We start from the raw sequence: 22,878 nt of genomic DNA, 5'->3' as shown, positions 1-22,878 counted from the left end.
CCCCGTGCGGAGCGCCGGCCGGTCGCGTTGCGGTCAGAACAGGCTGAAGGCGCCTGTGAGCTGACCGATGATCACGATGGTGGCCGCCAGCGCGCCGAGCGCGGCCACCGTCAGCACTGCCAGCAGGACCAGATAGACGAGTGCTTTGACCGGCTTCGGCAGCCGGGTGACGGCCGAGAAATCCGGCAGCGAGAGGTGTGGTTCCTTGCCGATCCCTGGAGCGGACATTCGTGCTTCCCCCGTTCTGTTCAGTCCCCTGCGAACTCCACTACTCCTGGGACGGAGCTGGTGGCGTTCCCGTTGTGCCAAAACGTGTCACGAGTTCATCTCGTTCCCCGCCGAACCGCCGCAGGCCGGTGATCTCCCCCACCGGACCGGCGCTGACCTGCACAGACATCCGAGAACAACGGTGCGGCGGAAGGCTGCCGAGCACCACTGGAGATCGGGGCACGATCCGGATTCGTTACCTGAACCAGACGCACCCGACACTTCCTCACCCGAACAGGTGACGTCGGTGGTTGATCGGCATCGGGCGCGGCGGAAAGACATCGAGAACCGATGCCGTCTCCGCATTCGAACAAGCAACCCGCTGGCCGGCTCCGCCCGTGCTCGAACACCATCGGCCGATCCGGCCGCGAAGCCATTCGCGATCTTACCCGGACAGCCCCGCGCCGATGCGGCTGCCCCGGCACCAGGCCGGGCTCGGGCGGCTGGAGTCGCTTTCCGATATGGGCCACAGATTGGCTACGCCACGTCTATCGTGTGGCCCGACAGAGCAGAGGGCGCCAGGACCCGGCCGCTCCTCTCAGCTGCCCGCAGGCAATCTGCCTCCTCGACAGGTCAGGACGATGACTGCTGAGCACTCACAACACGACAGAGCCGTGCGCAACCAGGTCGATGATGCTCCGGGAAACGTCGTACAGGCGGGCGTCATTCATGGAGGAGTGCACGTCACTCAGCTGACATCACCGCAGGCCACCAGCGCCGATCGTACGAGATCGCCCATGAAGATCCTCGTGCTGCTCAGCAGCGTCGTCGGGCTAGGTGCCGCCGTAGGAATCCTGGCAGTCGTTCTCCAGTCGCCCGGAGAACGCACCGACCACCTGTCCTCGCCTGCTCCACGGTCACCGTCCCCCGAGCAGATCGCCGCGGACCGCGTAGCGCAATGCGAAGCCATCCACCGCCTGGACGCCCAGACGCAGAAAACAACCGAATCGGACTCCGTGGTCGCGTTCGCTTCCTGCACGTGGCCCCCGCTTCCTTACTCGGACTCCGACGGCTACACCGAGATCACCGTCGAAAAGATCTCCCGCCCGGATGGATCCGAATTCTCCGGCGACTCAATGGTTGACCGGATCACGGGCCCATGCCGGGTCTTCAGCCTGTCGTACGATTTCGGCTTTCAGGGTGATCTGGAGCGCCGCCCGGCATTCGCCGTCCCAGCTGGCTTGATCACCAGCCTGGACCCGCCCGGCGCACCTTGGCCACCAGGCACCGCTGCGCTGGACTTCTATCCCGAACGCAACGAGGTCGACGTCGTCCACAACACCCGCAACGCCATTTCACACGCAGCGTGCGACAGCTGAGGCCCGAGGATGCTGCACGCCAGGGCTGTGATCAGCCGCATGACCAGCCACCAGCTGACCACAACCCCAAAACAAAAACCCCAGGCCGGTGACCTGGGGTGGGAGCTCCTCCGACTGGACTCGAACCAGTAACCCTTCGGTTAACAGCCGAATGCTCTGCCAATTGAGCTACGGAGGAATGTTCTCAGTTGTTCTCGCCAGCCCGTGTCGCGCTGACGTGGACTACTTTAGCCCATGCCGTCGGCCGCTTTCACACACCCCCCTGCCAAGCCCCGGCCGACCTGATCAGCGCAGCTCAGCGACCGCGAAGATCCGCCGGAACGGCAGCCAGGTGGTCCCGTCCGGCCTGCGGGGGTAGGCGCTGCGCAGGCGCGGGGCGAGCTCGGCGCGGAAACCGTCCCACTCCTCGTCGCCGAGGACGGCCCGGACCGGGCGCAGCATCGTACCGGTGATCCACTCCAGCACCGGGTCGTCGCCGCCCAGGGCGTGCACGTACGTCGTCTCCCACGCGTCCACCGCCGCGCCGAGGTCGGCGAGGGCGTCCGCGTAACCGGTGGCGGGCCGGACGCTGTCCGGTCCCAGCAGGAGGCCGCCGAGGCGGTCGCGCCAGCGCGGCTCGTCGATCAGGTCGAAGGTGACCTCGTGCGAGGGCGACTCGAAGTTGCCGGGCACCTGGAAGGCGAACCAGGCGCCGCTCGGCAGATCGGCCAGCCAGCGGCGCAGCAGGTCCACGTGGTCGGGCACCCACTGCAGGACCGCGTTGCACATCACGACATCGGTGTCCGGCCGGGGCTTCCACTCCCGCACGTCCTCGACGCGGGCGTCGATCCCCCGCCCGCGGGCGGACTCGACCATCTCCGGCGACGAGTCCAGCGCCTCCACCTCGGCCCGCGGCCAGCGGTCGGTCAGCAGGTGGGTGAGGTTGCCCGCACCGCAGCCGAGGTCGACCACGCGCCGCGCCGACGCCGCTCGGACGCGCGCGACGAGGTCATGCGCGGGCCGGTCCCGGTGCTCGCTGAAGTCCAGGTACTGCTGCGGATCCCACATCACGCCTCCCTGAGCCGGCGACCCACTTCTTCGGCGAACTCCGCCACCGCGATCTCGTCCGCACCCCGGTCGGCGCGGACCTGCAGGACGATGCCGTCGCGGCCCGGCACCTTCCGCTGCACGAACCACGCACCGCCGCCCGGCAGATCGCGGTGGTGGCTGGACTTGATCGAACCGGTGACCCTGGCGTGCACCACCTCGGGCAGGCGGCCCGGCGACTCCAGGTCGAACCGGCGCGGTGGCAGATCTCGCAGGATCACCACGTCACCGGCGGTGCCGGACTCCTCGGCCTCGGTCACCTCCAGCCGGCCGCTGTTCCAGGTCGCCTTGCTCACCAGGTGCCAGCCGACGCGGCGCGGACCGTCCGGCCCGGGCAGCCACAGGCCCAGGTGGGTCGCGACCACCGCGCCGTCGCGGCTGCCCGCGACCGCGAGCACGTGCTCGTCGTTGGCGAGCTCGCCGCCGAAGTCCTCGGGCAGGTCGCCGGTGCCGCCCAGCCTGGCCAGCAACCGGCGCAGCGGCCTCACAGCGCCCCCAACGCCTGCTCCAGCAGGCCCTTCCGGTACTCCTCCAGGGCGATCAGGTCGCCGAACAACGCGTTGTACTCCTCGGCGTCCTCCAGCGGCGACATCCGCTGCACCTTCGACTTGATGTCCGCGATCTGGCGGCTGACCAGGCGCTCCTGCAACCGCGTGATCAACCCGGTGACGTAGCGGACCTCGTCCTCGGTCCGCATGTCCAGCGCCTCCACCGACAGCTCGGTGAGCAGGCCGCGCGCGACCGAGCTGTCGCACTGCTGCCCCACCGCGTCGACCAGCGCCGAACCGGCCAGCCCGGAGGCGCTGCCGCCGACGCCGAGCACCGCGCGGTGCAGCTCGGCGTAGGCGGGCTCGGTGAACGCCTCCTCCGGCAGCGAGTCGTAGAGCGGCCCGGCCAGCGCGGGCTGCTGGAGCGCCGCCTTGAGCGTCTCGCGCTCCAGCCACGCCGGTTCGTGCCGCGGCGGCCGTTTGGGGAGGTCGACCTCCATCCCGAGCGGCTCCTGCCCGCGCGGCTGGCGGCGGCGCGGCTTCGACGAGGTCACCCCAGCGGCCTCGCGCACCCGCCGCACGACCTGGTTCTCGTCGTTCCACCCGGTCCAGTAGGCCAGCTGCGCGGCGTAGCCGTCCCGGCTCGCCGGGTCCTTGATCTGCGCGACCAGCGGAACCGTGCGCTTGAGCGCGGCGACCCGGCCGTCGACCGAATCCAGGTCGTACTCGCCGATCAGGCTGCGGATCGCGAACTCGAACAGCGGGCGGCGGCGGGCCACCAGGTCCTTGACCGCCACGTCGCCCTTGGCCTCGCGCAGCTCGCACGGGTCCATGCCGTCCGGGGTGATCGCGACGTAGGTCTGGCTGGTGAACTGCTGCTCGCCGTCGAACGCCTTGAGCGCCGCCTTCTGGCCCGCGGCGTCGCCGTCGAAGGTGAAGATGACCTCGCCGCGGAAGGCGTCGTCGTCCATCATCAGCCGCCGCAGCACCGAGATGTGCTCGTCGCCGAAGGCGGTACCGCAGGAGGCGATCGCGGTCGGGACCCCGGCCAGGTGCATGGCCATCACGTCGGTGTAGCCCTCGACGACCACCGCCTGGCGGCGCTTGGCGATCTCGCGCTTGGCCAGGTCGATGCCGAACAGCACCTGGGACTTGTTGAAGATCGGGGTGGCCGAGGTGTTGACGTACTTGGCCTCGATCGGGTCGTCGTCGAAGATCCGGCGGGCGCCGAAGCCGACCACGTCACCGCCGAGGTCCTTCAGCGGCCACAGCAGCCGGCGGTGGAACCGGTCGATCGGCCCGCGCCTGCCTTCCTTGGCCAGCCCGCACTTGTACAGCTCGTCGAGCTCGAAACCCTTGCCCAGCAACAGCTTCGTCAGCTTGTCCCAGCCGCCGGGAGCGAACCCGCAGCCGAAGCGGGTGGCCGCGGCCTCGTCGAACCCGCGCTGCGCCAGGTACTCGCGCGCGAGCTGCGCCTCCGGCGAGCGCAGCTGCTCGGCGTAGAACTCGGCGGCGATGCGGTGCGCCTCGACCATCCGGGTCCGCGTCCCGCGGTCCCGCCTGGACGGCGCGGCCCCGCCCTCGTAGGTGAGCTGGATGCCCGCCTGGTCGGCCAGCCGCTCGATCGCCTCGACGAAACCGAGGTGCTCGATCTTCATCACGAACGCGATGACGTCGCCGCCCTCACCGCAGCCGAAGCAGTGGAAGGTGCCGTGCCCGGGGCGGACGTTGAACGACGGGGTCTTCTCGTCGTGGAAGGGGCACAGGCCCTTCAGCGCGCCGCCACCGGCGTTGCGCAGCGCCACGTACTCGCCGACGACACCGTCGATCCGGTTGCGTTCGCGTACTTCGGCGATGTCGCTTTCCCGGATCCTGCCTGCCACGCCGACCAGTCTAGGGGGTTGCCGATCGCCGGCGGGGTTCCGGTGGCCCGGCGGGACGGGCCCGCGAGGCAGAATCGGACGCGTGCTCACCGACGCCACCGCCCTCGCCGCCGAGTTCGACCGGCACCGGTCCCGGCTGATCGGCCTCGCCTACCGGCTCACCGGCCGGGTGGCCGACGCCGAGGACGCCGTGCAGGAGGCGTGGTTGCGGCTGGCCGCCGAGCGCTCCGAGATCCGCGAGCTCGGGGCGTGGCTGACGACCGTGGTGAGCCGGATCTGCCTGGACCAGATGCGTTCGGCCGCCGTCCGGCGCGAGCGCTACGTCGGACCATGGCTGCCGGAACCGCTGGTCGCCGACGTGGACGACCCGCAGGACGTCGTCGCCACCAGGGACGACCTGCGGATGGCCGCACTGCGGGTGCTGCACGAGCTGCCGCCCGACCAGCGGCTGGCGTTCGTGCTGCACGACGCCTTCGACGTCCCGTTCGCCGAGATCGCCGAGGTCCTCGGCTGCGCCGTGGCCACCGCGCGCCAGCACGCCTCGCGCGGGCGGCGGGCGATGGCCGCCGCCGATCCGGCGCCGCGCGTGCCGCTGCCCGAGCAGCAGGAGGTGCTCGGCGCCTTCCTGTCGGCCGTGTCGTCCGGTGACCTGGCCGCGATCACCCGGGTCCTGCACCCGGACGCGGTCTTCGTCGGCGACAGCGACGGGAAGGCCCGCACCGCCCGCCGGGAGATCCTCGGCGCGGAGAAGATCGCGCTGTTCATCACAGGGCTGTTCGACAAGTACGGCCCCGGTCTGTACGACGGCCTCCGCCCGGTCGCGGTCAACGGCGACCTCGGGCTGGTGCTGCCGGAAGGACCGGAGGTGGACGCGCGGGTGGTCGTCTTCTCGGTGCGGGCCGGGCTGGTCGCCGAGATCTTCGACATCGCCAATCCCGACAAGATCGCCCACGTCGTCATTTAGGAAACGGGGCCTATTTAGGAAACGGTGGCCTATTTAGGAAACGGGGCCGCTAGGCCGGGTCGACGACCCTCGCCAGGAAGTAGAGGGCACCGGTGGTGCGGTGGCGCACCAGGAACAGGAACGGCCGGTCCACCTCGACGCGGATCGGCTCCTCCTCCCGGACGATCGCGGTCAGCCGCATCATCGCGGCCGTGGCCGCGGCGCCCTCCAACCCGTTCTCGTCGACGCGCAGCACCGACTGGTGCACCATCGTCGAGATCCGCAGCGGCCGGTCGGTCAGCGGGGAGAAGTCCGCGCCGGGGGTGAACACGCTGTGCACGCCCAGCTCGCCCAGCGACCGCTGGAGCTCCGCGTCCCCGCGCACGTCGAACTTCGGCAGGAACAACTCCACCCGCTGCGAGCTGGTCGCCGACAGCAGGCTTTCCAGCCTTTCGCCGTCGAGGGCCGCTTCGGCGGTCGAGAGGTCGCCGTCGGGCAGCAGCACGACAGCTTCGACACCCCCGGCCGCGGGCAGGCTCACGACCTGCCAGCCGTCGGTCGCGGCGTAGCCGAAGCGCCGGGTGACGTGCATGGTCGGCACGTCGCGGTCGCCCTCGGGGGCGTGGAAGGCGCGCGGCGCGGTGGCCTTGTCGTCGAACGACTCCTGCCAGGAGACCTTCAGGTACAGCGCGTTGACCAGGGCCGCGACCGTTTCCGGATCGACGGTGCCCGGTTGCAGCAGTTCCGGGATCAGGCCGCGGGTGGTCTCGGCGACGTCGGAGTTGATCAGTTCCCTGGCCTGCTCCGGCTCCCGCCGGAAGGGCGCGTTGCGCACGGCGTTGCCCGGCCAGTCCTTGAGCTCCCGCAGGAACGACTCGGTGACCAGCAGGTCCTCGTGCGCCCACAGCGTGTTGGCGACCGCGAGCACCGGCTGGTCACCGCCGAGCTCGGCCGCGCCGCCGAGCAGTTCCAGCAGCCCGCCCCGGTCCTCCGGGTCGACCCGCAGCGCGTCGGCGATCTCCTGCCGGGTACCGCCGCCCGCTGCCGCGGTCAGCAGGCCGAGCGCGCTGGCCACCGAGTACGGCGACCAGCAGAACGGCCGGCCGGCCGCCGGTGCGAGGTGGCGGTGCAGGGAGAGGCTGAAGTCGAGATGCTCACTCATGGCCGCGCTGGACTCCAATCGGGATCGCCTGGGTCTCCGGGCTGATCCCGAGTCTGCCAGTCCCGCGGGCGCTCGTGGGGTTTCGCTTACCGGAGCGATTCCTCGACGTCGGACAGGCCCATCAGGCGCAGCTCCTGGGCGATGTAGTCCGCCGCCCGCTGCGCCGCGGGGTCGTTCCAGCGCAGGTCCTTGACCCAGTTGGCCAGGTCGTCGGTGTTGACGTACGGCTCGCCGCCCGCGACGAGCTTCTGGATGTAGTGCCGGTTGGGCATCGGGGGTCTCCTTGCGGCACGGGGACTACGGGGACCGGGCCGCGGGGTGCGAGCGACACAGGTCCGCTGCGCGGCCGGTCCGTTGTTCGGGGCAACGGGCCGACCAGCCACCCATAACGCTCCAGGTGTCACCCGATCTGGCTATGTCTCAGAACCGGCGAACACCCTGAGTGAAGAGTGTGCCGAACGGGGACCGCTGATCGGCAGGCTTTCGGACGTACCTCACACCGCAGTCCTGCTGTCCGCGCACGCCTGCCGGTGCCAGCGGATCGCCTGCGCGTCGGTCAGCGACGCCACCTGGTCCACCACCACCCGCAGCCGCGCCGCGTCGTCGCCCGCCCGGTTCCACGCCACCGCCATCGCCGGGTCCAGCGACTCCGGTGCGCGGCTCGCCAGCGCCTCGACCAGCTCGGCGAGCAGCGCCCGCTGGCGCTCCTGCTTGCGCAGCCGCTCCGGATCGCTGAGCACGTAACGCACCGCGACCGCCTTGAGCACCGCGACCTCGGCCACCACCTGCTCCGGCAGCACCAGGTCGGCGCGGTAGCGGGTGAGCGGACCCGGGCCGAACGCGGCCGCCGTCCCGGTCACCGCCGCCGACGCGAAACGGCCGACGAGTTCGCTGGTCAGCCGCTTGAGCGCGACCTGCGCCCGCAGCGTCGCGTCGTAGTCGAGCACCGCGGCGACCGCGGGCAGCTCGACCAGCTCGCCCGCCGCCTGCTCCAGCAGCGCGGTGGTCTCCTGCGCCGAACGCCCGTCGCGCCAGAAGTGCTTGGCCGCCATCCGGACGATCTCCGCGCGCTCGTCCGGCCGGGTCAGCGAGTGCAGCGAGATGCGGCCGGAGTGCACGCCGTCCTCCACGTCGTGCACCGAGTACGCGACGTCGTCGGCCCAGTCCATCACCTGCGCTTCCAGGCAGCGGCGCCCCTCCGGCGCGCCCTCGCGCATCCACGCGAACACGTCGAGGTCGTCGGCGTAGACGCCGAACTTGGCTTCGCCCGGCCGCTTCGGCCACGGGTACTTTGTCGCCGCGTCCAGGCAGGCCCTGGTCAGGTTCAGCCCCCGGCCCGCGCCGTCGTCGGTCACCAGCTTGGGCTCCAGGCGGACCAGGATGCGCAGCGTCTGCGCGTTGCCCTCGAAGCCGCCGAACCCCTCGGCCAGGTCGTTGAGCGCCCGTTCGCCGTTGTGCCCGAACGGCGGGTGGCCGATGTCGTGGGCCAGCCCGGCGGTGTCGACCAGGTCGGGATCGGCGCCGAGCGCCGCCGCGATGCCGCGGCCGATCTGGGCGACCTCCAGCGAGTGGGTCAGCCGGGTGCGCGGGACGTCGCCCTCCTCCGGCCCCATGACCTGGGTCTTGCCCGCCAGCCGCCGAAGCGCGGCGGAGTGCAGGACCCGCGCGCGGTCGCGCGCGAACGGGGTCCGGTCCTCGGACCGGGAGCCGGGCAGCGCGGCCTGCTTCGGCGGCTCCGGCAGGAGCCGACGCAGGTCGTGCTCGCCGTAGCCGGGCAACTCGTCGCTCATCGGCCCCAGACTACGGCCGGAACCCGACGAACAGGTCACGGCCGAGGCGGGATCACCCCGGCCCGCCGGTCAGCTCTGGCCGCCGGTCAACCCAAGCCGCCGGTCAACCCAGGCGGCCGGTCAACCCAGGCGGCCGGTCAATCCAGGTGGTTGGTCAATCCAGGCGGTCGGTCAACCCAGGCCGCCGGTCGACACAGGCCGCCGGTCGACACAGCACGCCGATCAGCCCAGCACGCCGATCACCCCGGCCTGCCGGCCAGCTCACCCCGCCGGTCAACCCAGGCCGTCGATCAACCCAGCCCATCGACCAGCCCGACCCGCCGGTCATCCCGGCCCGCCGAGCAACCCGGCCCGCCGAGCAACCCGGCCCGCCGACCACCCCGGCCCGCCGACCACCCCGGCCCGCCGGTCAGCCCAGCCCGTCCCCGGTGAGCTCGGCCGGGGCGTGGGTCAGCCGGTAGTACAGCAGCGCGCCGGTCTCCCGGACGATGTACTGGAACTGGATGTCCCTGGTCTGCACGATCGGCCCGGACCTGGTCGGCGAAGCCCAGGTCTCCAGGCCGAAGTCGTTGGCCATCGTCCTGGCCCGCAGCGAGTGCCAGGGATCGCTGACGATCAGCGCGCTGCTCCAGCCGCGCTGCCTGCCCAGGTCGGCCACCGCCTGCATGCTGCCGAGGGTGTCGCTGCCCACGTCGACGTCGACGATCTGCTCGGCGGGCACGCCCTTGTCGACCAGCCACTTCTTGCCCGCCTGGGCCTCGGTGTACTTGTCGCCGCTCTGCCTGCCGCCGACCGTGACGATATGGTCGGTCAGGCCCTCCCGGTGCAGCTCCAGCGCCTGCCGCAGGCGCGCTTCGAGCACGTCCGACGGCTTTCCGTGGTACTGGGCCGCACCGAGCACGACCACCATGTCGACCGGTCGGCGCTGGTCGTCGCGGGCGACCTGCCAGACCCGGAACGCGGTGCCACCGCCGACCAGCAACGCCACCAGCAGGGCACCGATCAGCGCGCGTCGCACGATGGTGCCCCACCGGGATCCCGGCGACCGGCCGGCCCGAGAGGTGTTCACATCCCGCATGATCCCCGTTTCCCGCCTGCCTTGTCCTCGAAGCGGCGCAGCCGCGTGACCCGCGCGGGGCCGGGAGCGATCAGCCCCTCAGCAGCCCGGCACCACTCAGCAGCCCAGCAGGCGGACCGCCAGGTACTCCTCCAGCTTGTCCATCGCGACCCGCTCCTGGGCCATGGTGTCCCGCTCGCGGACGGTGACCGCGTGGTCGGACAGCGAGTCGAAGTCGACGGTGACGCAGAACGGGGTGCCGATCTCGTCGTGCCTGCGGTACCGGCGGCCGATCGCACCGGCGTCGTCGAACTCGATGTTCCAGTTCCTGCGCAGCCCGGCGGCCAGGTCGCGGGCCTTCGGCGAGAGCTCGGCGTTGCGCGACAGCGGCAGCACCGCCACCTTCACCGGGGCGAGCCTGCGGTCGAGCTTGAGCACGGTGCGCTTGTCCACGCCGCCCTTGGCGTTGGGCGCCTCGTCCTCGGTGTAGGCGTCGATCAGGAACGCCATCATCGGCCTGCCCACGCCCGCCGCGGGCTCGATCACGTACGGCCGGTACCGGGAGTTGCTGGCCTGGTCGAAGTACGACAGGTCGACCCCGGAGTGGTTGGAGTGGGTGGTGAGGTCGAAGTCGGTGCGGTTGGCGATGCCCTCCAGCTCGCCCCACTCACCGCCGCCGAAGCCGAAGCGGTACTCGATGTCGACGGTGCGCTTCGAGTAGTGCGACAGCTTGTCCTTCGGGTGCTCGTAGAGCCGCAGGTTGTCGCGGTCGATGCCCAGCTCGGCGTACCAGTCCATGCGCTGGTCGATCCAGTACTGGTGCCAGGTCTCGTCCTCGCCCGGCTCGACGAAGAACTCCATCTCCATCTGCTCGAACTCGCGGGTCCGGAACACGAAGTTGCCCGGGGTGATCTCGTTGCGGAAGGACTTGCCGATCTGGCCGATGCCGAACGGCGGCTTCTTGCGCGCCGTGGTCATCACGTTGGCGAAGTTGACGAAGATGCCCTGCGCGGTCTCGGGCCGCAGGTAGTGCAGGCCCTCCTCGCTCTCGACCGGGCCGAGGAAGGTCTTGAGCATCATGTTGAACTCGCGCGGCTCGGTGTACTGGCCGCGGGTGCCGCAGTTCGGGCACGGGATCTCGGACAGGTCGCCCTCGGCGGGCTCCTTGCCGGTGCGCTCGGTGAACTCCTCGGCGAGGTGGTCGGCCCGGAACCGGTGGTGGCATGAGGTGCACTCCACCAGCGGGTCGTGGAACGCGCCGACGTGGCCGGAGGCCTCCCAGACCTGCCGGGGCAGGATCACCGAGGAGTCCAGGCCGACGACGTCGTCGCGGCCCTGCACGACGGACTTCCACCACTGGCGCTTGATGTTGTCCTTCAGCTCGACACCCAGCGGACCGTAGTCCCACGCCGACTTGGTACCGCCGTAGATCTCGCCCGACGGGTAGACAAAACCACGGCGCTTGCAGAGGTTGACGATCGTGTCGATCTGATCGGCGGGCACGTTCACTCCGGAATATCGCTCGGGAAGTATCGCTTGGGCGTCGAACTTGCTGGTCACGCACGACGGACGTGCTGGATGACCCAGCCTACCCATGCGTGCGACCGCATTGTCGCGCCCCACCCGGCGCGGACGCGTGCGGGGGCCGGTCAACGGTGCTCGTCCGGGCAAGTCGTACCCGTAGTATGGGAACGGCAGAGCGCGCGTCGCGTTCCGGGCTCCGGGTCCGCAGGTCAGCCGCCCCGGCGCCCGTTCGAGGTCAGGCGAGTTCCCCGCCGGAAAGGACACCATGCCCGCGGTCAGTCCGGACTCCGTTCCCGAACCGGCCCGGTCGGCTGTTGGCACCGGTCATCCCGACCGCGCCGAGGAACACGTGCACTCTCCCGAACGGGGGCCCAGGCAGCCCGCGCCGCTGCGCGACCAGCAGACGCTGGTCGACGCGGGCGAGCTGCTGCGGGCGCTGGCGGCGCCGGTGCGCATCGCGATCGTGCTCCAGCTGCGCACCGCCGAGCGGTGCGTGCACGAACTGGTCGAGGCGCTGGGGGTCACCCAACCGCTGATCAGCCAGCACCTGCGGGTGCTGAAGTCGGCGGGCGTGGTCTACGGCGAACGGCACGGCCGGGAGGTCGTCTACCGTCTCGTCGACGAGCACCTGGCCCACATCGTCGTCGACGCGGTGGCGCACGCCGAGGAGATCGCGGGCAAGCGTCCCCGGCGAGCGACCGTCGCACCGCACACCCGACAGGAGACGGAGACAGCGTGACCACCGGTGAGCGCCCCGCGGCCGGCGTACCCGGCCTCCGGGCGACCAAGCAGCGAGCCGCCGTTTCGAAGCTGCTCAACGAGGTCGAGGACTTCCGCTCGGCCCAGGAGCTGCACGAGCAGCTGCGGCGACAGGGCGAGGGCATCGGCCTGACCACCGTGTACCGGACCCTGCAGACCCTGGCCGACGCCGGCGAGATCGACGTCCTGCGCACCGACTCGGGCGAGGCCGTCTACCGGCGCTGCTCCAGCCACCACCACCATCACCTGGTGTGCAGGCGGTGCGGGCGGACCGTGGAGGTCTCCGACCCGCCGGTGGAGAACTGGGCGGAGCGGATCGCCGAGGAGCACGGCTTCTCCGAGGTCAACCACACCGTGGAGATCATCGGGACCTGCCCGGACTGCGCGGCTCAGTACTCATAGGGCAGCCCGGAACTCATAGCCCGGTGACTCGTAGGGCAGCTCAGTACTCGTAGGGGTCGTCGGGCGCGGGGATCGTCCGGACGTCGGTGACGTCGACGGTCGGGACGTGGCCGTTGCCCTCGGTGGCGGTTCCCGGGCGCAGCGCTCCGGTGATCTCGATCCAGGTGTCCGACGGCAGCGACGCCGCCCGTCCGGCGGCGGGGCCCGCCAGGTCGACCCGGACCGGCGCCGCGTCGGCCGCGCAGCAGCTGATCCGCATCCGGGCGAGCTGGGCGCCCGCGCCGTCGGGGTGCACGACGAAGCCGCGCAGCCGCACGGTCCGCCCGTTGAGCGCGCCGCTGTCGTCCCAGACGACGCGGGTGACGAACTCCGACAGGGTCAGCTCGGGCGCCGGGCCCGCGGGCAGGGCCTCGAACAGCGACTCGCGCGGCTGCTGCGGCGCGACCGCCCCCGCGCGGTCGACGGAGTCGGAGCCGAGCGCGGGCGGGGCGATCAGGAAGATCGCGAACACCGGGAGCAGCAGCAGCCACGGGCTGCGGGAACCGTGGTCGTGGTGCGGCGCGCTGTCGCGGCGGATGTCGCCGACGATCGCGACCACCGCCAGCACCACCATCACGCCGCCCGCGACCAGCAGCCACGGCAGCAGCGACGGCTTGACGTAGCGCAGGTACGCGCCGCTGAGAGCGATCTTGAGCAGTGCACCGCCAAGCAGCAGCAACAGCAGGTTCTGGGTCTCGCGCCGCATCATCGTCCTCTTTTCGTTTTCGAAGCGGCACAGCCGCTTGGCCGATCCGAGCAACCGGCACCACCGCAGGCAGGGGACTCCGAAGCGGCAGGACCGCTTCGGTCACGCACCTCCGAGCAGCAACGCACCGACAGCGACCGAACACGCGACGGCCACCACGAAGGTCGCCGGGGCGAAGCGGGCGGCGAACCGGCGGCCGAAGGTGCCCGACTGCAGGGCGATCAGCTTCAGGTCCACCGCCGGGCCGACCACCAGGAACACCAGCTTCGGGATCAGCGGCAGCCCGGACAGCGACGCCGCCACGAACGCGTCGGCCTCGCTGCACAGCGCGAGCACGACCGCGAGCACCGCCATGACCAGCACGCCGAGCACCAGCTGACCGCCGAGCGACTGCATCCACTCGGCGGGCACGACGACGTTGAACACCGCCGAGGTCAGCCCGCCCAGGACCAGGAACCCGCCTGCCTCGACCAGGTCGTGCCGGGCGGTCTCGGTGAACACCGCCCACCGGCCGCCCTCGACGCCGTGCTCCATCCGGCGCAGCGCCCGCTCGGCGATCCACTCCGCCTTGCCGACCCGCACCCACAGCCAGCCCATGACGCAGGCGGTCAGCAGCGAGCCCAGGAACCGGGCGAGCACCATCAGCGGTTCCGCCGGGAACGCCACGGCCGTCGAGACCAGCACGATCGGGTTGACCGCCGGGGCGGCCAGCAGGAACGCCAGCGCCGCCGCGGGCGCTACGCCCTGCTGCATCAGCCGCCGCGCGACCGGCACCGACGCGCACTCGCAGCCCGGCAGCGCGAGCCCGGCCACCCCGGCCACCGGCACCGCCGCCGCGGCGTGCGACGGCAGCATCCGGCGCAGGGCCTCGGGTGGCACGAACGCCGCGATCAGGCCGCTGATCAGGACGCCGAGCACCAGGAACGGCATGGCCTGCACGCAGACCGCGACGAACACCGTCGAGCCGGTCCGCAGTGCGGGCACGTCCAGCACCGACGCCAGCGGCGCCTGGAACACCACGGCGGCGACGAGCAGCGCGCAGAGCACTTCGAGGGAGGTGATGCGACGACGTGGCCGGGCGCGGCCCGGCGGACTGGCGGTCGTGGTCACGCCGACATCCTGCCAGCCCGAAGTGATAATCGTTCGCACTAGGGGTGATCTCCCCCTGAGCTACTCCCCGGTGACGTCCTCGGATTCGGCGAGCAGCTCACCGCGCAGCTGCGACGCGGTGGAGACCACCAGCATCAGCAGCGTGCCCAGCGGCGTCGGGTCCATGCCCTGGGCCGGGAACGCGTAGCGCAGCGTCACGTCCATCCCGCGTTCGGTGCGGACCACGCCGAGCGTGCCGAACAGGCCCTGCCCGGCGCGTTCGGCCGCGGACTGGGCGAGCCGGTCGCTCTGCGGCAGGTCCCAGGCCACCACGCAGGTCAGGCTCAGCACCGTCAGCCCCTCGGCGAGCTGCATCGCCTGCACCGCGCACGGCACCTCGGCGTGCCGGAACGTCAGCGCGCCGTCGTCGTCGACGTGGACGTCGTGGTAGGTCTCCAGCGCCTCCTTGGCCGCGGTCATCAGCTCCGCGGTGGTGGCGGCCTCCTGGGTCATCGGGTGCCCTCCTGGGCGGTCTCGGTGTGCTGCCCGGCCCGGTCGATCGCGCCGCCGAAGCGGCGGTCGCGGCGCGCGTACTGCTCGCACGCCCGCCACAGGTGGGTGCGGTCGACGTCGGGGAACAGCGTGTCCTGGAAGACCATCTCGGCGTAGGCGGACTGCCAGAGCATGAAGTTGGACGTCCGCTGCTCCCCGGAGGGGCGGATGAACAGGTCCACGTCCGGCATGTCCGGCTGGTACATGTGCTTGGCCAGCATCCGCTCGTCGACCTTGTCCGGGTTGATCTTCCCGGCGGCGGCGAGCCGGGCGACCTCCCTGGCCGCGTCGCCGATCTCGGCCCGGCCGCCGTAGTTGACGCACATCGTCAGGTTCATGACCTCGTTGCCCGCGGTCCGGACCTCGGCGGCCTGCAGCGTGTTGACCACGCTGCGCCACAGCTTCGGCTTGCGGCCCGCCCAGCGGACCCGGACGCCGAGCTCGTCGAGCTCGTCGACCCGGCGGGCGATGACGTCGCGGTTGAAGCCCATCAGGAACCGCACCTCGTCCGGGCTGCGCTTCCAGTTCTCGGTGGAGAACGCGTACAGCGACAGCCACTTCACCCCGATCTCGATGGCGCCCTTGGCCAGTTCGAGCACCACCGCCTCACCGCGCTTGTGCCCCTCGATGCGGGGCAGCCCGCGCTCGTTGGCCCAGCGGCCGTTGCCGTCCATCACGACGGCGATGTGCTGGGGCACCAGCTCCGGGGGCAGCGCGGGCGGGCGCGCTCCGGACGGGTGTGGGTCGGGAGGCCGCACGCTCGGGTCGTCCTTGCCTCGCCCTCTGCGTCGCAGCATGGGTTCCTTCCCTCTGGTCGGCGTGCCGGAACGCTCATTGTCCCGGACCGCTCGCGGTCACCCGTTCAGTGGTAGGCCGAACCGGACCTCGGAGCGGTCGTGCGAGGCGAGCCGGATCATCCCGGTCGCCCGGTAGAAAGCCTGCGCCCTGGTGTTGCTCACCCGCACGCCCAGCTGGACGCCTGGTGATCCGGCGCGCGCGAGCTGGCCGAAGACCGCGTGCATCAGCCTGCGGCCCGCGCCCTGCCGCCGCGCCTGGGCGAGCAGGTTGATGTGCAGGTGCGAGGGGTAGCTGTCCAGGTGCGGCGGCAGCATCAGCCGCGGCCGGTGCAGGAACGCGCGGAGCTGGCTGTCGGCGTTGCGGGCGTTGACCCGGCTGCTGGCCGGGTGGGTCGCGGCGAAGCGCGGGGACCACTCCAGCTGCCACCGCGCGTAGAACTCCTCGGTGTGCAGTGCCGCGACGACGTAGCCGAGCACCGCGCCCCCGGACTCGGCGACGAACGCCAGCTCGGGCTGAAGCAGCACGTACGGGTCGGCGAAGACGTAGGCGACGAGGTTCGGGTCGGCCAGGATCGGGTGCACCGGTTCGCCGGCGTCGCCGGTGGCCACGCAGATCCGGTGCACGGCCTCGGCGTCGCCGGGCCGCCAGCTCCGGACGATCAACCGTCCTCCCCGGCCGCGGCGGTGATCACATCCCGGGGTGGTTCCAGTTCGGCCGCGCGCTCGCGGATGAGGTCGGGCACCTTCCACTCGGACCGCTCCACCAGCGGCAGCGACCGCAGCTGGCGCTCCATGTGCCACTGCAGGTGCGCGGCGATCAGCCCGCTGCCCTCGCGGCGCACCGGCTGGGCGGCGGCCTCGGCCGAGCTCCAGTCGCCGTGCAGCAGCGCCTCCAGCAGCGGCAGCGTCAGCGGCGACGGGCGCACCGAGCCCGCGGGCTTGCACTGCGCGCACACCGCACCGCCCGCTGCGACGTTGAACGCCCCGTGCGGGCCCGGCGCGTTGCAGCGCGCGCACTCGGCGAGCGCGGGCGCCCACCCGGCGAAGGACATCGCCCGGAGAAGGAAGGCGTCGAGCACCAGCGACGGGTCGCGCTCGCGCCCGGACAGCGCGCGCAGCGCCCCGGTCGCGAGCAGGTACAGCCGCAGCACCGGCTCGCCCTCCTCGGCGGCGAGCCGGTCGACGGTCTCCAGCACCGCGCACGCCGCGGTGTAGCGCTGGTAGTCGTCGACGATGTGCACGCCGAACGCGTCGACGGTCTGCACCTGCGTGATGACGTCGAGCGTGCGCCCGGTGTAGAGCTGCACGTCGACGTGGCAGAACGGCTCCACGCGGGCCCCGAAGCGGGAGGTCGTCCGGCGCACCCCCTTGGCCACCGCCCGGACCTTGCCGTAGCGCCTGGTCAGCAGGGTGATGATCCGATCGGCCTCGCCGAGCTTCTGCACCCGCAGCACGACCGCGGAATCCCGGTAGAGGCTCACGCAGGGCATCGTCTCACCTCTTCGGCGGACGGCGGGAGGCAAGGGGCCGACCGATCCGCCGCCGACCCCGCGGTTCCGGGACGATCCTCGGCGAAAACGGCCCTGCTGCCGCACCGTGGCTGCTACGTTCCCGCTCGTGGTCGACGAGCTGAAGAACCGCGCCGAACTGCGCGCGGAAATCCAGCTGAAACTGGATGAGATGGAATCCGCGATGAACGCCTGGACGCGGCGGATCGACGAGGAGAACGAGCGGTTCGCGGAAGCGCACGCTGATTTCGGCGACGAAATCGAGGACCTCTCCGACGCTTCACCGGAATACCGCGAAGTGGCGGGTCTCGTGTCGGCCGGTGAACTCACCTGGAACGACGTACTGCGCGGAACCGGGAACCTGTCGGACGAACCGGCGGTGCGCGCGATTCACAACGAGATGAACCGCCAGGTCCGGGTGGTGCGCGAGGTTTACGAACTCAGGCAGGGCGGTGCTTCGCCGGAAGACGCGGCGAACGCGGTGCTCCGAAAGGCCGCCGACGAAAACCGAGGGCAGTAGCATGGGCGGATTCCAAGTCGAATTGCCGTACTTGCAGGGATATGCCGACCAGTTCGAGCGAAATGCCGACGGTGCGTTGGCGCACATCACCCGTCACATCAACGAGCACTGCCGGAACTTCGACCGGATAGACGGAGTTCTGTCGCCGCTGCGCGGAATTTTCAGCCAAGGGGCGGACAACTTCGCGGAGGGCCTCGGGCGGACCACCGAGACGTATCGCAGGAACGCCGATGAGCTGCGGGGGTCGGCGGAGGTCTACGCGCAGACGGACTCCGGGGCCGAGAAGGTGTTCGAGAAGCACGGCGCACAGCTCATGCCGTCCATGGGCCATGCCGGGCGGCTTCCGGAACCAGCGGTTTCCATGCCCGAGTCCGCGGTCACCCCGAAGGCTCCGCCGGACAACAACGAGATCGATCCGTTCAAAGAGCAGATCGAGGGGCTGATCGGCGACTGGGTCGGCACGGTCAAGGACTTCACCGGTTTCGACATCATGGAGCAGGTGATGCCCTTCGTCCTCGGCGACCCAGGAGCCATTCGCCGGGTCGGGAGCGCTTGGGGCGAGACCGGTGTCGCACTCGAAGCTCTCGCCGAGAACTCCCGCACCGGACTGGATCAGGTGTCCGGGCACTGGGAAGGTCTCGCCGCCCACCTTGCCGAGCAGAAGATCCGGGAGAAGCACATCCGCTCGGTGACGACTCAGGCCGACATCTGCGTCGCGTTGAAGGACTGCTGCGACGGCATCGCCCGGGTGTACGAGAACGCCCTCCGCGCGGTCATCTCGATCCTGCGCATCCGCGGACTCGGAATCCGCAAGGTCGTCAAGGAGATCAAGGACCTCGCCAGGAATCCGGCAAAGCTGCTCTCGCCGGATGTGCTGATCGAACTGGTCGAGACCCTGTGGAGTCTCGTGACCGAGATCTGGGATCTCATCCAGGAAGCGATCAAGTCGATCTCCGACCAGTGCATGATGGTCTGGGACATGGCCAAGACCCTGTACCACTCGCTGATCGTGGCCGTGGATCTGCTGGAGTTGCACACCGGTGGGGCCGCCCCGCTCCCCGAGCTGCCCAAGTAGGACCCGAGCAGCCGGCGCGTGACACGCCGTGTCGGCCGTACTCCCGCCAGGCGTACACCTACTCACACGTCCAGGTGACGCAAGGCGGAGAATCCCGTTGGATCCGCCAACGCCGGCGATCCGTCCCATCTCCCGGGCCCATACCCGGCGCCGCCGTTCGGCCGGCGCAGAGAGGATCGTGATGACCTACCCCTACAACGCCCCGTCCCCGTATCCGCAGTACGGGCAGTACCCGATGCCGCCCCGGTACAACGGCATGGCAATCGCCTCGATGGTGGTCTCGCTCGTCGGGATGATCAGCTGCTACGGAGCGTTGATCATCTGCCCGGTCGGCGCGATCCTCGGCCACGTCGCCCAGAACCAGATCAAGAAGTCCCCGCAGCAGAGCCTCGGCGGTGGGATGGCGCTGACCGGGATCCTCGTCGGCTGGATCGTCTTCGGGATCTGGCTGCTGCTGCTCACCTTCGTGATCCTGGCCGCGACCGGGGTACTCGGCCCCGACCTCCAGCGCGGGTTCGACTAGATCGCCGATCAGGCGAGCAGCACCTCGGCCCCGGGCAGGTTGCGGACCACGGCCCACGCCACGATCGCAACCCCCAGCGCGACAGCGGCGAGCAGCCCGGTGCGGCCGGATGGCCACATCCGGGCGGCCCTGCCGAGCTCCACGCGCGCGCCCGCGATCAGCAGGACCGCGGCCAGCGGGAGAACGACCAGCAGTCCGAAGGCGTTGAAGTCCAGCGCCGCGGCGAAGTCTCCGCGCAGGAGGGCACCGATCATGCGGCTTCCACCGCACCCCGGGCAGTCGATTCCGAAAACCGTCCGGAAAGGGCAGGCCAGCGATACGATTCCGCCGCCGAGCACCAGCCCGGTCGCTCCGGCCGCAAGAACAGCGCTCGAAGTCCAGCGCAGTTTCCGCAGCGAACTCGTCCAACCGGTCGGCACGCGGCCGATCCTAACCCGTGTGAGGCCGCTCCCATCCCGGCCGACCGGCCACCCGCGCGGCAGCCGGCCCGGGAGCATCGAAACCCGAAGCAGAACCGCTGACACCAGAAGGCTGTCATGACCAACGCGCACGGCGACGGCAATCCCGGAGACCCGTCGGGCTCGGCCCAGAGCTTTCCCCAGAACATGCCGTCGGCGCCCGAACACCCGATCGTTCCCGCCGGCCCGTACCCGTATCCGACGCCGCATCCGGTCTATTACGTCGGGCGACCGACGCACAGCCTCGCGACGACATCCCTGATCCTGTCGCTGGTGGCCACGTTCTGCTTCGTCACCGCGATCCCGGGCGTGATCATCGGCCACATGGCACGCAAGAGGATCAAGGAGGATCCGCGGTGGGACGGCGCCGGGATAGCCCTGGCCGCCATCATCATCGGCTGGATCATCATCGGCGGAGTTCTGGCCTACGCCGCGTTCGTCATCACGATGGCGATGGTGATGGTGAACAACCTTCCGAACTAGGCCCGCAGCACCAGGAACGGTTCGAACGGAAGATTTCGCAGGACGCTCCACGCCGCCAGCAGAACGAGGAGCGTCATCCCGGCCGTCCGGCCGGGCCCCGGAATCCGCACCGCCAGGAAATCCCGGAGAACCCCCGCGATCAGCATCGAGGCGGCCAGCGGGAGCACCACCAGCAGCGCGAAGGCGTTGAGGTCGAGCGCGCGGCCCAAATCACCCGCGAGGAGCGCGCCGAGCATCCGGCTACCACCGCAGAAGGGGCAGTCCAGGCCGGTCAGCAGCTTGAACGGGCACGGCACGGCCAGCACGCCGGTGGCGAGCAGCAGACCGAGCGCCCCTGCACCCACGGCCAGTCCCGCCGTCCTGCGCCTGCGCCGCGCCGTGACCGCGGACTCACTCACCGGCTGCCCCGAGCAAGAGGTCTCCGACCGGTCCGGCCGGAGACCTGGTCTCGGATCACCACTGCTGGGGCTGTCCGTATCCCGGCTGCGGACCGGGCTGTCCGGGCACGGCGCCGGGAGCACCGGGCGCGAACTCGTCCACCTGCACCACGACGGTCTTCATGATCTTGTCCGCCCAGGTCTGGTTCTTCTCCTCCCACAGCGGGGCCAGCCAGCCGATGGGGAGACCGCAGATGATCGAGTCGACGATGTGGCACAGCTGCCGCAGGAACGCCTGGCCGAAACCGATCGGCTGGCCGGTCATCTCGTCCACCGTCTTGATCTTGACGACCTTCTGGCCGAGGGTCTGGCCGGTGGTGCCGCGCCGGTAGGCGAGGTTCCAGATCTGGAAACCGATGATCCCCAGGTAGACCAGCACCATGAAGATCACGCCGATCACGGCGACGGCGCCGAAGCTGCCCGTGCTGGAGATGCTGGCCCCGATCATGAGGGCCGCGATGAGGTAGACGATCGCGGCGATCGCCCCCGGGATGCCCGCGTCGATGAGGTAACCGAGCACCCGCGGCCCCCACTCGGCCAGCCGGCCCGCCGGGTGCATGCCAGGCACTCCGTACTGCGGCCCCGGGTAGGGCTGCTGCGGCTGACCGTAGCCGCCGGGCTGCTGGCCGTAGGGCTGCTGCGGGTTCGGCCCGGAAGGCGGACCGAAGCCGCCCGGCTGGGGCTGGCCGTAGGGCTGCTGGGGCTGCGGGCCGGAAGGCGGGCCGTAGCCGCCGGGCTGCTGGCCGTAGGGCTGCTGCGGGTTCGGTCCGGAGGGCGGACCGCCGTAAGGGGTGCTCACAGGGGATTCCTTCAGGTCTCAGGGTGAGGTTCGGATGGCCGGCAGTGAACACGGCCGGGCGAAAACGTACCTGAGAGCACTCCGCCGAAAGGGCGATTCCAGTAGATCCCTGACCGTTCTGTGATCAGAACCCCAGCCTGCGGAGCTGCTTGGGGTCGCGCTGCCAGTCCTTGGCCACCTTGACGTGGACGTCCAGGTAGATCTTGCTGCCCAGCAGCGCCTGGATGTGCTTGCGGGCCTGGGAACCGACCGACCGCAGGCGCTCGCCGCCCTTGCCGATCACGATCGCCTTCTGGCTCTGCCGCTCCACGTAGATCACCGCGTGCACGTCGATCAGGTCCTCGCGGTCCTCGCGCGGGATCATCTCCTCGATGGTGACCGCCAGCGAGTGCGGCAGCTCGTCGCGCACGCCCTCCAGCGCGGCCTCCCGGATCAGCTCCGCGATCAGCGTGGTCTCCGGCTCGTCGGTCAGCTCCCCGTCCGGGTACAGCTGCGGGCCCTCCGGCAGGTGCCCGACCAGCAGGTCGGACAGGGTGTCCATCTGGAACGAGTCCACCGCCGAGACCGGGACCAGGTCGGCGAAGTCCATCACCCGCTGCAACGCCAGCAGCTGCTCGGCGACCTGGGCCCTGCTCGCCAGGTCGGTCTTGGTGACGATGCCGACGACCGGGGTGCGGCGGGCGACCTTGGCCAGCTGCTCGGCGATGTAGCGGTCGCCGGGGCCGATCTTCTGGTCGGCCGGGACGCAGAACCCCACCACGTCGACCTCCGACCAGGTCTCGTAGACCAGGTCGTTGAGCCGCTGCCCCAGCAGCGTGCGCGGCCGGTGCAGGCCGGGGGTGTCGACGATGATCAGCTGCGCGTCCGGCCGGTGCACGATGCCCCGGATCGCGTGCCGCGTGGTCTGCGGCTTGCTGGAGGTGATCGCCACCTTCGAGCCGACGAGGGCGTTCGTCAGCGTGGACTTGCCGGCGTTGGGGCGGCCGACGAAGCAGGCGAACCCGGAACGATGCGCATCAGGACTGGTCACCGCCCCATTCTGACGCATGGCCTCTGACCTGCGGTTTTCGCCTCCCGGACCGGGGTCGTCGCAGCAGGTCAGCGGCGCGCCCGGGATCGTCGGGCATGCCGGGCGCCCTGGCTCGACGACCGCCCGGCGCGCGACCCGGGCCCGGTCAGGGCCGCAGGACCTCCACGAACTCGCCCGCCGCA

At 70.7% G+C, this 22,878-nt stretch carries 27 protein-coding genes and 1 tRNA gene; 8 read left to right on the top strand and 20 right to left on the bottom strand.

Annotated elements, in window-relative coordinates; genetic code table 11:
* Positions 1-33: 33 nt before the first annotated feature.
* The gene (locus ABD691_RS03490; protein ID WP_344677883.1) at positions 34-228 is read right to left on the bottom strand and encodes a hypothetical protein; all 195 of its coding nucleotides are present in this window, start codon (positions 226-228) and stop codon (positions 34-36) included.
* A gap of 776 nt (positions 229-1,004) precedes the next feature.
* Between ABD691_RS03490 and ABD691_RS03485 the strand changes: the two genes are divergently transcribed.
* A complete protein-coding gene (locus ABD691_RS03485) occupies positions 1,005-1,586 on the top strand; it encodes a hypothetical protein (protein ID WP_344677882.1) in 582 nt (193 codons plus the stop codon).
* Positions 1,587-1,691: 105 nt separating this feature from the next.
* Here ABD691_RS03485 and ABD691_RS03480 read toward each other — a convergent pair.
* From ABD691_RS03480 to dnaG, 4 genes are all read right to left on the bottom strand, one after another.
* Positions 1,692-1,764 (bottom strand) — tRNA-Asn (locus ABD691_RS03480).
* Between the two features lie 107 nt (positions 1,765-1,871).
* Positions 1,872-2,633: a trans-aconitate 2-methyltransferase gene (locus tag ABD691_RS03475; RefSeq protein ID WP_344677881.1), complete on the bottom strand. Its 762-nt coding sequence runs from the start codon at positions 2,631-2,633 to the stop codon at positions 1,872-1,874.
* Positions 2,633-3,160, bottom strand: coding sequence for a hypothetical protein (locus ABD691_RS03470; protein ID WP_344677880.1), 528 nt, complete (start codon positions 3,158-3,160; stop codon positions 2,633-2,635). The genes ABD691_RS03475 and ABD691_RS03470 overlap by 1 nt, the downstream gene beginning before the upstream one ends.
* Complete coding sequence (gene dnaG, locus ABD691_RS03465) at positions 3,157-5,043, bottom strand: DNA primase (RefSeq protein ID WP_344677879.1); 1,887 nt, start codon at positions 5,041-5,043, stop codon at positions 3,157-3,159. Before dnaG ends, ABD691_RS03470 begins: the two co-directional genes overlap by 4 nt.
* An 82-nt stretch (positions 5,044-5,125) precedes the next feature.
* On the opposite strand from dnaG, the gene ABD691_RS03460 reads away from it, so the two are divergent.
* Positions 5,126-6,007, top strand: coding sequence for a sigma-70 family RNA polymerase sigma factor (locus ABD691_RS03460; RefSeq protein WP_344677876.1), 882 nt, complete (start codon positions 5,126-5,128; stop codon positions 6,005-6,007).
* A gap of 49 nt (positions 6,008-6,056) precedes the next feature.
* On the opposite strand, the gene ABD691_RS03455 is transcribed toward ABD691_RS03460, so the two are convergent.
* The 5 genes from ABD691_RS03455 to ABD691_RS03435 all read right to left on the bottom strand — a co-directional run bounded on the left by ABD691_RS03455 (position 6,057) and on the right by ABD691_RS03435 (position 11,498).
* Positions 6,057-7,148, bottom strand: a complete 1,092-nt coding sequence (locus ABD691_RS03455; protein WP_344677875.1) for a serpin family protein — start codon at positions 7,146-7,148, stop codon at positions 6,057-6,059.
* Between the two features lie 86 nt (positions 7,149-7,234).
* Positions 7,235-7,420: a hypothetical protein gene (locus ABD691_RS03450; RefSeq protein WP_344677874.1), complete on the bottom strand. Its 186-nt coding sequence runs from the start codon at positions 7,418-7,420 to the stop codon at positions 7,235-7,237.
* 222 nt (positions 7,421-7,642) lie between these two features.
* Positions 7,643-8,938, bottom strand: coding sequence for a deoxyguanosinetriphosphate triphosphohydrolase (locus tag ABD691_RS03445; protein WP_344677873.1), 1,296 nt, complete (start codon positions 8,936-8,938; stop codon positions 7,643-7,645).
* A 409-nt stretch (positions 8,939-9,347) separates the two neighbouring features.
* Entirely contained in the window at positions 9,348-10,007 is a 660-nt protein-coding gene (locus ABD691_RS03440; RefSeq protein ID WP_344677871.1) for a YdcF family protein, read from the bottom strand.
* A 105-nt stretch (positions 10,008-10,112) separates the two neighbouring features.
* Positions 10,113-11,498: a glycine--tRNA ligase gene (locus ABD691_RS03435; RefSeq protein ID WP_344677870.1), complete on the bottom strand. Its 1,386-nt coding sequence runs from the start codon at positions 11,496-11,498 to the stop codon at positions 10,113-10,115.
* Between the two features lie 286 nt (positions 11,499-11,784).
* Here ABD691_RS03435 and ABD691_RS03430 point away from each other — a divergent pair, with 286 nt between their 5' ends.
* Together ABD691_RS03430 and ABD691_RS03425 are read left to right on the top strand one after the other, a co-directional pair.
* Positions 11,785-12,258: an ArsR/SmtB family transcription factor gene (locus tag ABD691_RS03430; protein WP_344677868.1), complete on the top strand. Its 474-nt coding sequence runs from the start codon at positions 11,785-11,787 to the stop codon at positions 12,256-12,258.
* A complete protein-coding gene (locus tag ABD691_RS03425; RefSeq protein WP_344677867.1) occupies positions 12,255-12,680 on the top strand; it encodes a Fur family transcriptional regulator in 426 nt (141 codons plus the stop codon). The genes ABD691_RS03430 and ABD691_RS03425 overlap by 4 nt, the downstream gene beginning before the upstream one ends.
* A 40-nt stretch (positions 12,681-12,720) precedes the next feature.
* Here ABD691_RS03425 and ABD691_RS03420 read toward each other — a convergent pair whose 3' ends face one another.
* From ABD691_RS03420 to recO, 6 genes are all read right to left on the bottom strand, one after another.
* The gene (locus ABD691_RS03420; protein WP_344677866.1) at positions 12,721-13,425 is read right to left on the bottom strand and encodes a TIGR03943 family putative permease subunit; all 705 of its coding nucleotides are present in this window, start codon (positions 13,423-13,425) and stop codon (positions 12,721-12,723) included.
* Positions 13,426-13,527: 102 nt separating this feature from the next.
* The gene (locus tag ABD691_RS03415) at positions 13,528-14,535 is read right to left on the bottom strand and encodes a permease (protein WP_344677865.1); all 1,008 of its coding nucleotides are present in this window, start codon (positions 14,533-14,535) and stop codon (positions 13,528-13,530) included.
* A gap of 60 nt (positions 14,536-14,595) precedes the next feature.
* Positions 14,596-15,027 carry a hypothetical protein gene (locus ABD691_RS03410; RefSeq protein ID WP_344677864.1) on the bottom strand — a complete coding sequence of 144 codons (432 nt, stop codon included), beginning with the start codon at positions 15,025-15,027 and terminating at the stop codon, positions 14,596-14,598.
* A complete protein-coding gene (locus ABD691_RS03405) occupies positions 15,024-15,863 on the bottom strand; it encodes an isoprenyl transferase (protein WP_344677863.1) in 840 nt (279 codons plus the stop codon). Before ABD691_RS03405 ends, ABD691_RS03410 begins: the two co-directional genes overlap by 4 nt.
* Positions 15,864-15,920: 57 nt before the next feature.
* Positions 15,921-16,526 (bottom strand): GNAT family N-acetyltransferase, encoded by a 606-nt coding sequence (locus ABD691_RS03400; RefSeq protein WP_344677862.1) that lies wholly within the window; start codon positions 16,524-16,526, stop codon positions 15,921-15,923.
* The gene (recO, locus tag ABD691_RS03395) at positions 16,523-17,344 is read right to left on the bottom strand and encodes a DNA repair protein RecO (protein ID WP_344678019.1); all 822 of its coding nucleotides are present in this window, start codon (positions 17,342-17,344) and stop codon (positions 16,523-16,525) included. Before recO ends, ABD691_RS03400 begins: the two co-directional genes overlap by 4 nt.
* Before the next feature lie 136 nt (positions 17,345-17,480).
* On the opposite strand from recO, the gene ABD691_RS03390 reads away from it, so the two are divergent.
* The 3 genes from ABD691_RS03390 to ABD691_RS03380 all read left to right on the top strand — a co-directional run bounded on the left by ABD691_RS03390 (position 17,481) and on the right by ABD691_RS03380 (position 19,489).
* The gene (locus ABD691_RS03390; protein ID WP_344677861.1) at positions 17,481-17,891 is read left to right on the top strand and encodes a hypothetical protein; all 411 of its coding nucleotides are present in this window, start codon (positions 17,481-17,483) and stop codon (positions 17,889-17,891) included.
* A gap of 1 nt (position 17,892) precedes the next feature.
* On the top strand, positions 17,893-18,966 hold the full coding sequence (locus ABD691_RS03385) for a hypothetical protein (protein WP_344677860.1): 1,074 nt from the start codon (positions 17,893-17,895) through the stop codon (positions 18,964-18,966).
* A 181-nt stretch (positions 18,967-19,147) separates the two neighbouring features.
* Positions 19,148-19,489, top strand: coding sequence for a DUF4190 domain-containing protein (locus ABD691_RS03380; RefSeq protein ID WP_344677859.1), 342 nt, complete (start codon positions 19,148-19,150; stop codon positions 19,487-19,489).
* Between the two features lie 8 nt (positions 19,490-19,497).
* Here ABD691_RS03380 and ABD691_RS03375 read toward each other — a convergent pair whose 3' ends face one another.
* Positions 19,498-19,986: a DUF2752 domain-containing protein gene (locus tag ABD691_RS03375; RefSeq protein WP_344678018.1), complete on the bottom strand. Its 489-nt coding sequence runs from the start codon at positions 19,984-19,986 to the stop codon at positions 19,498-19,500.
* A 39-nt stretch (positions 19,987-20,025) separates the two neighbouring features.
* Here ABD691_RS03375 and ABD691_RS03370 point away from each other — a divergent pair, with 39 nt between their 5' ends.
* The gene (locus ABD691_RS03370; RefSeq protein ID WP_344677858.1) at positions 20,026-20,430 is read left to right on the top strand and encodes a DUF4190 domain-containing protein; all 405 of its coding nucleotides are present in this window, start codon (positions 20,026-20,028) and stop codon (positions 20,428-20,430) included.
* On the opposite strand, the gene ABD691_RS03365 is transcribed toward ABD691_RS03370, so the two are convergent.
* The 3 genes from ABD691_RS03365 to era form a co-directional block, all read right to left on the bottom strand.
* Complete coding sequence (locus ABD691_RS03365) at positions 20,427-20,828, bottom strand: DUF2752 domain-containing protein (protein ID WP_344677857.1); 402 nt, start codon at positions 20,826-20,828, stop codon at positions 20,427-20,429. The genes ABD691_RS03370 and ABD691_RS03365 overlap by 4 nt on opposite strands.
* A 55-nt stretch (positions 20,829-20,883) precedes the next feature.
* On the bottom strand, positions 20,884-21,666 hold the full coding sequence (locus tag ABD691_RS03360) for an RDD family protein (RefSeq protein ID WP_344677856.1): 783 nt from the start codon (positions 21,664-21,666) through the stop codon (positions 20,884-20,886).
* Positions 21,667-21,790: 124 nt separating this feature from the next.
* A complete protein-coding gene (era, locus tag ABD691_RS03355) occupies positions 21,791-22,714 on the bottom strand; it encodes a GTPase Era (RefSeq protein ID WP_425564952.1) in 924 nt (307 codons plus the stop codon).
* Positions 22,715-22,878: the final 164 nt, after the last annotated feature.

This window comes from Saccharopolyspora taberi, assembly GCF_039534165.1.
Taxonomy (GTDB): domain Bacteria; phylum Actinomycetota; class Actinomycetes; order Mycobacteriales; family Pseudonocardiaceae; genus Saccharopolyspora_D; species Saccharopolyspora_D taberi.
The sequence above is the reverse complement of the archived record's forward strand: the minus strand, read 5'-3'. Positions and strand labels throughout refer to the sequence as shown.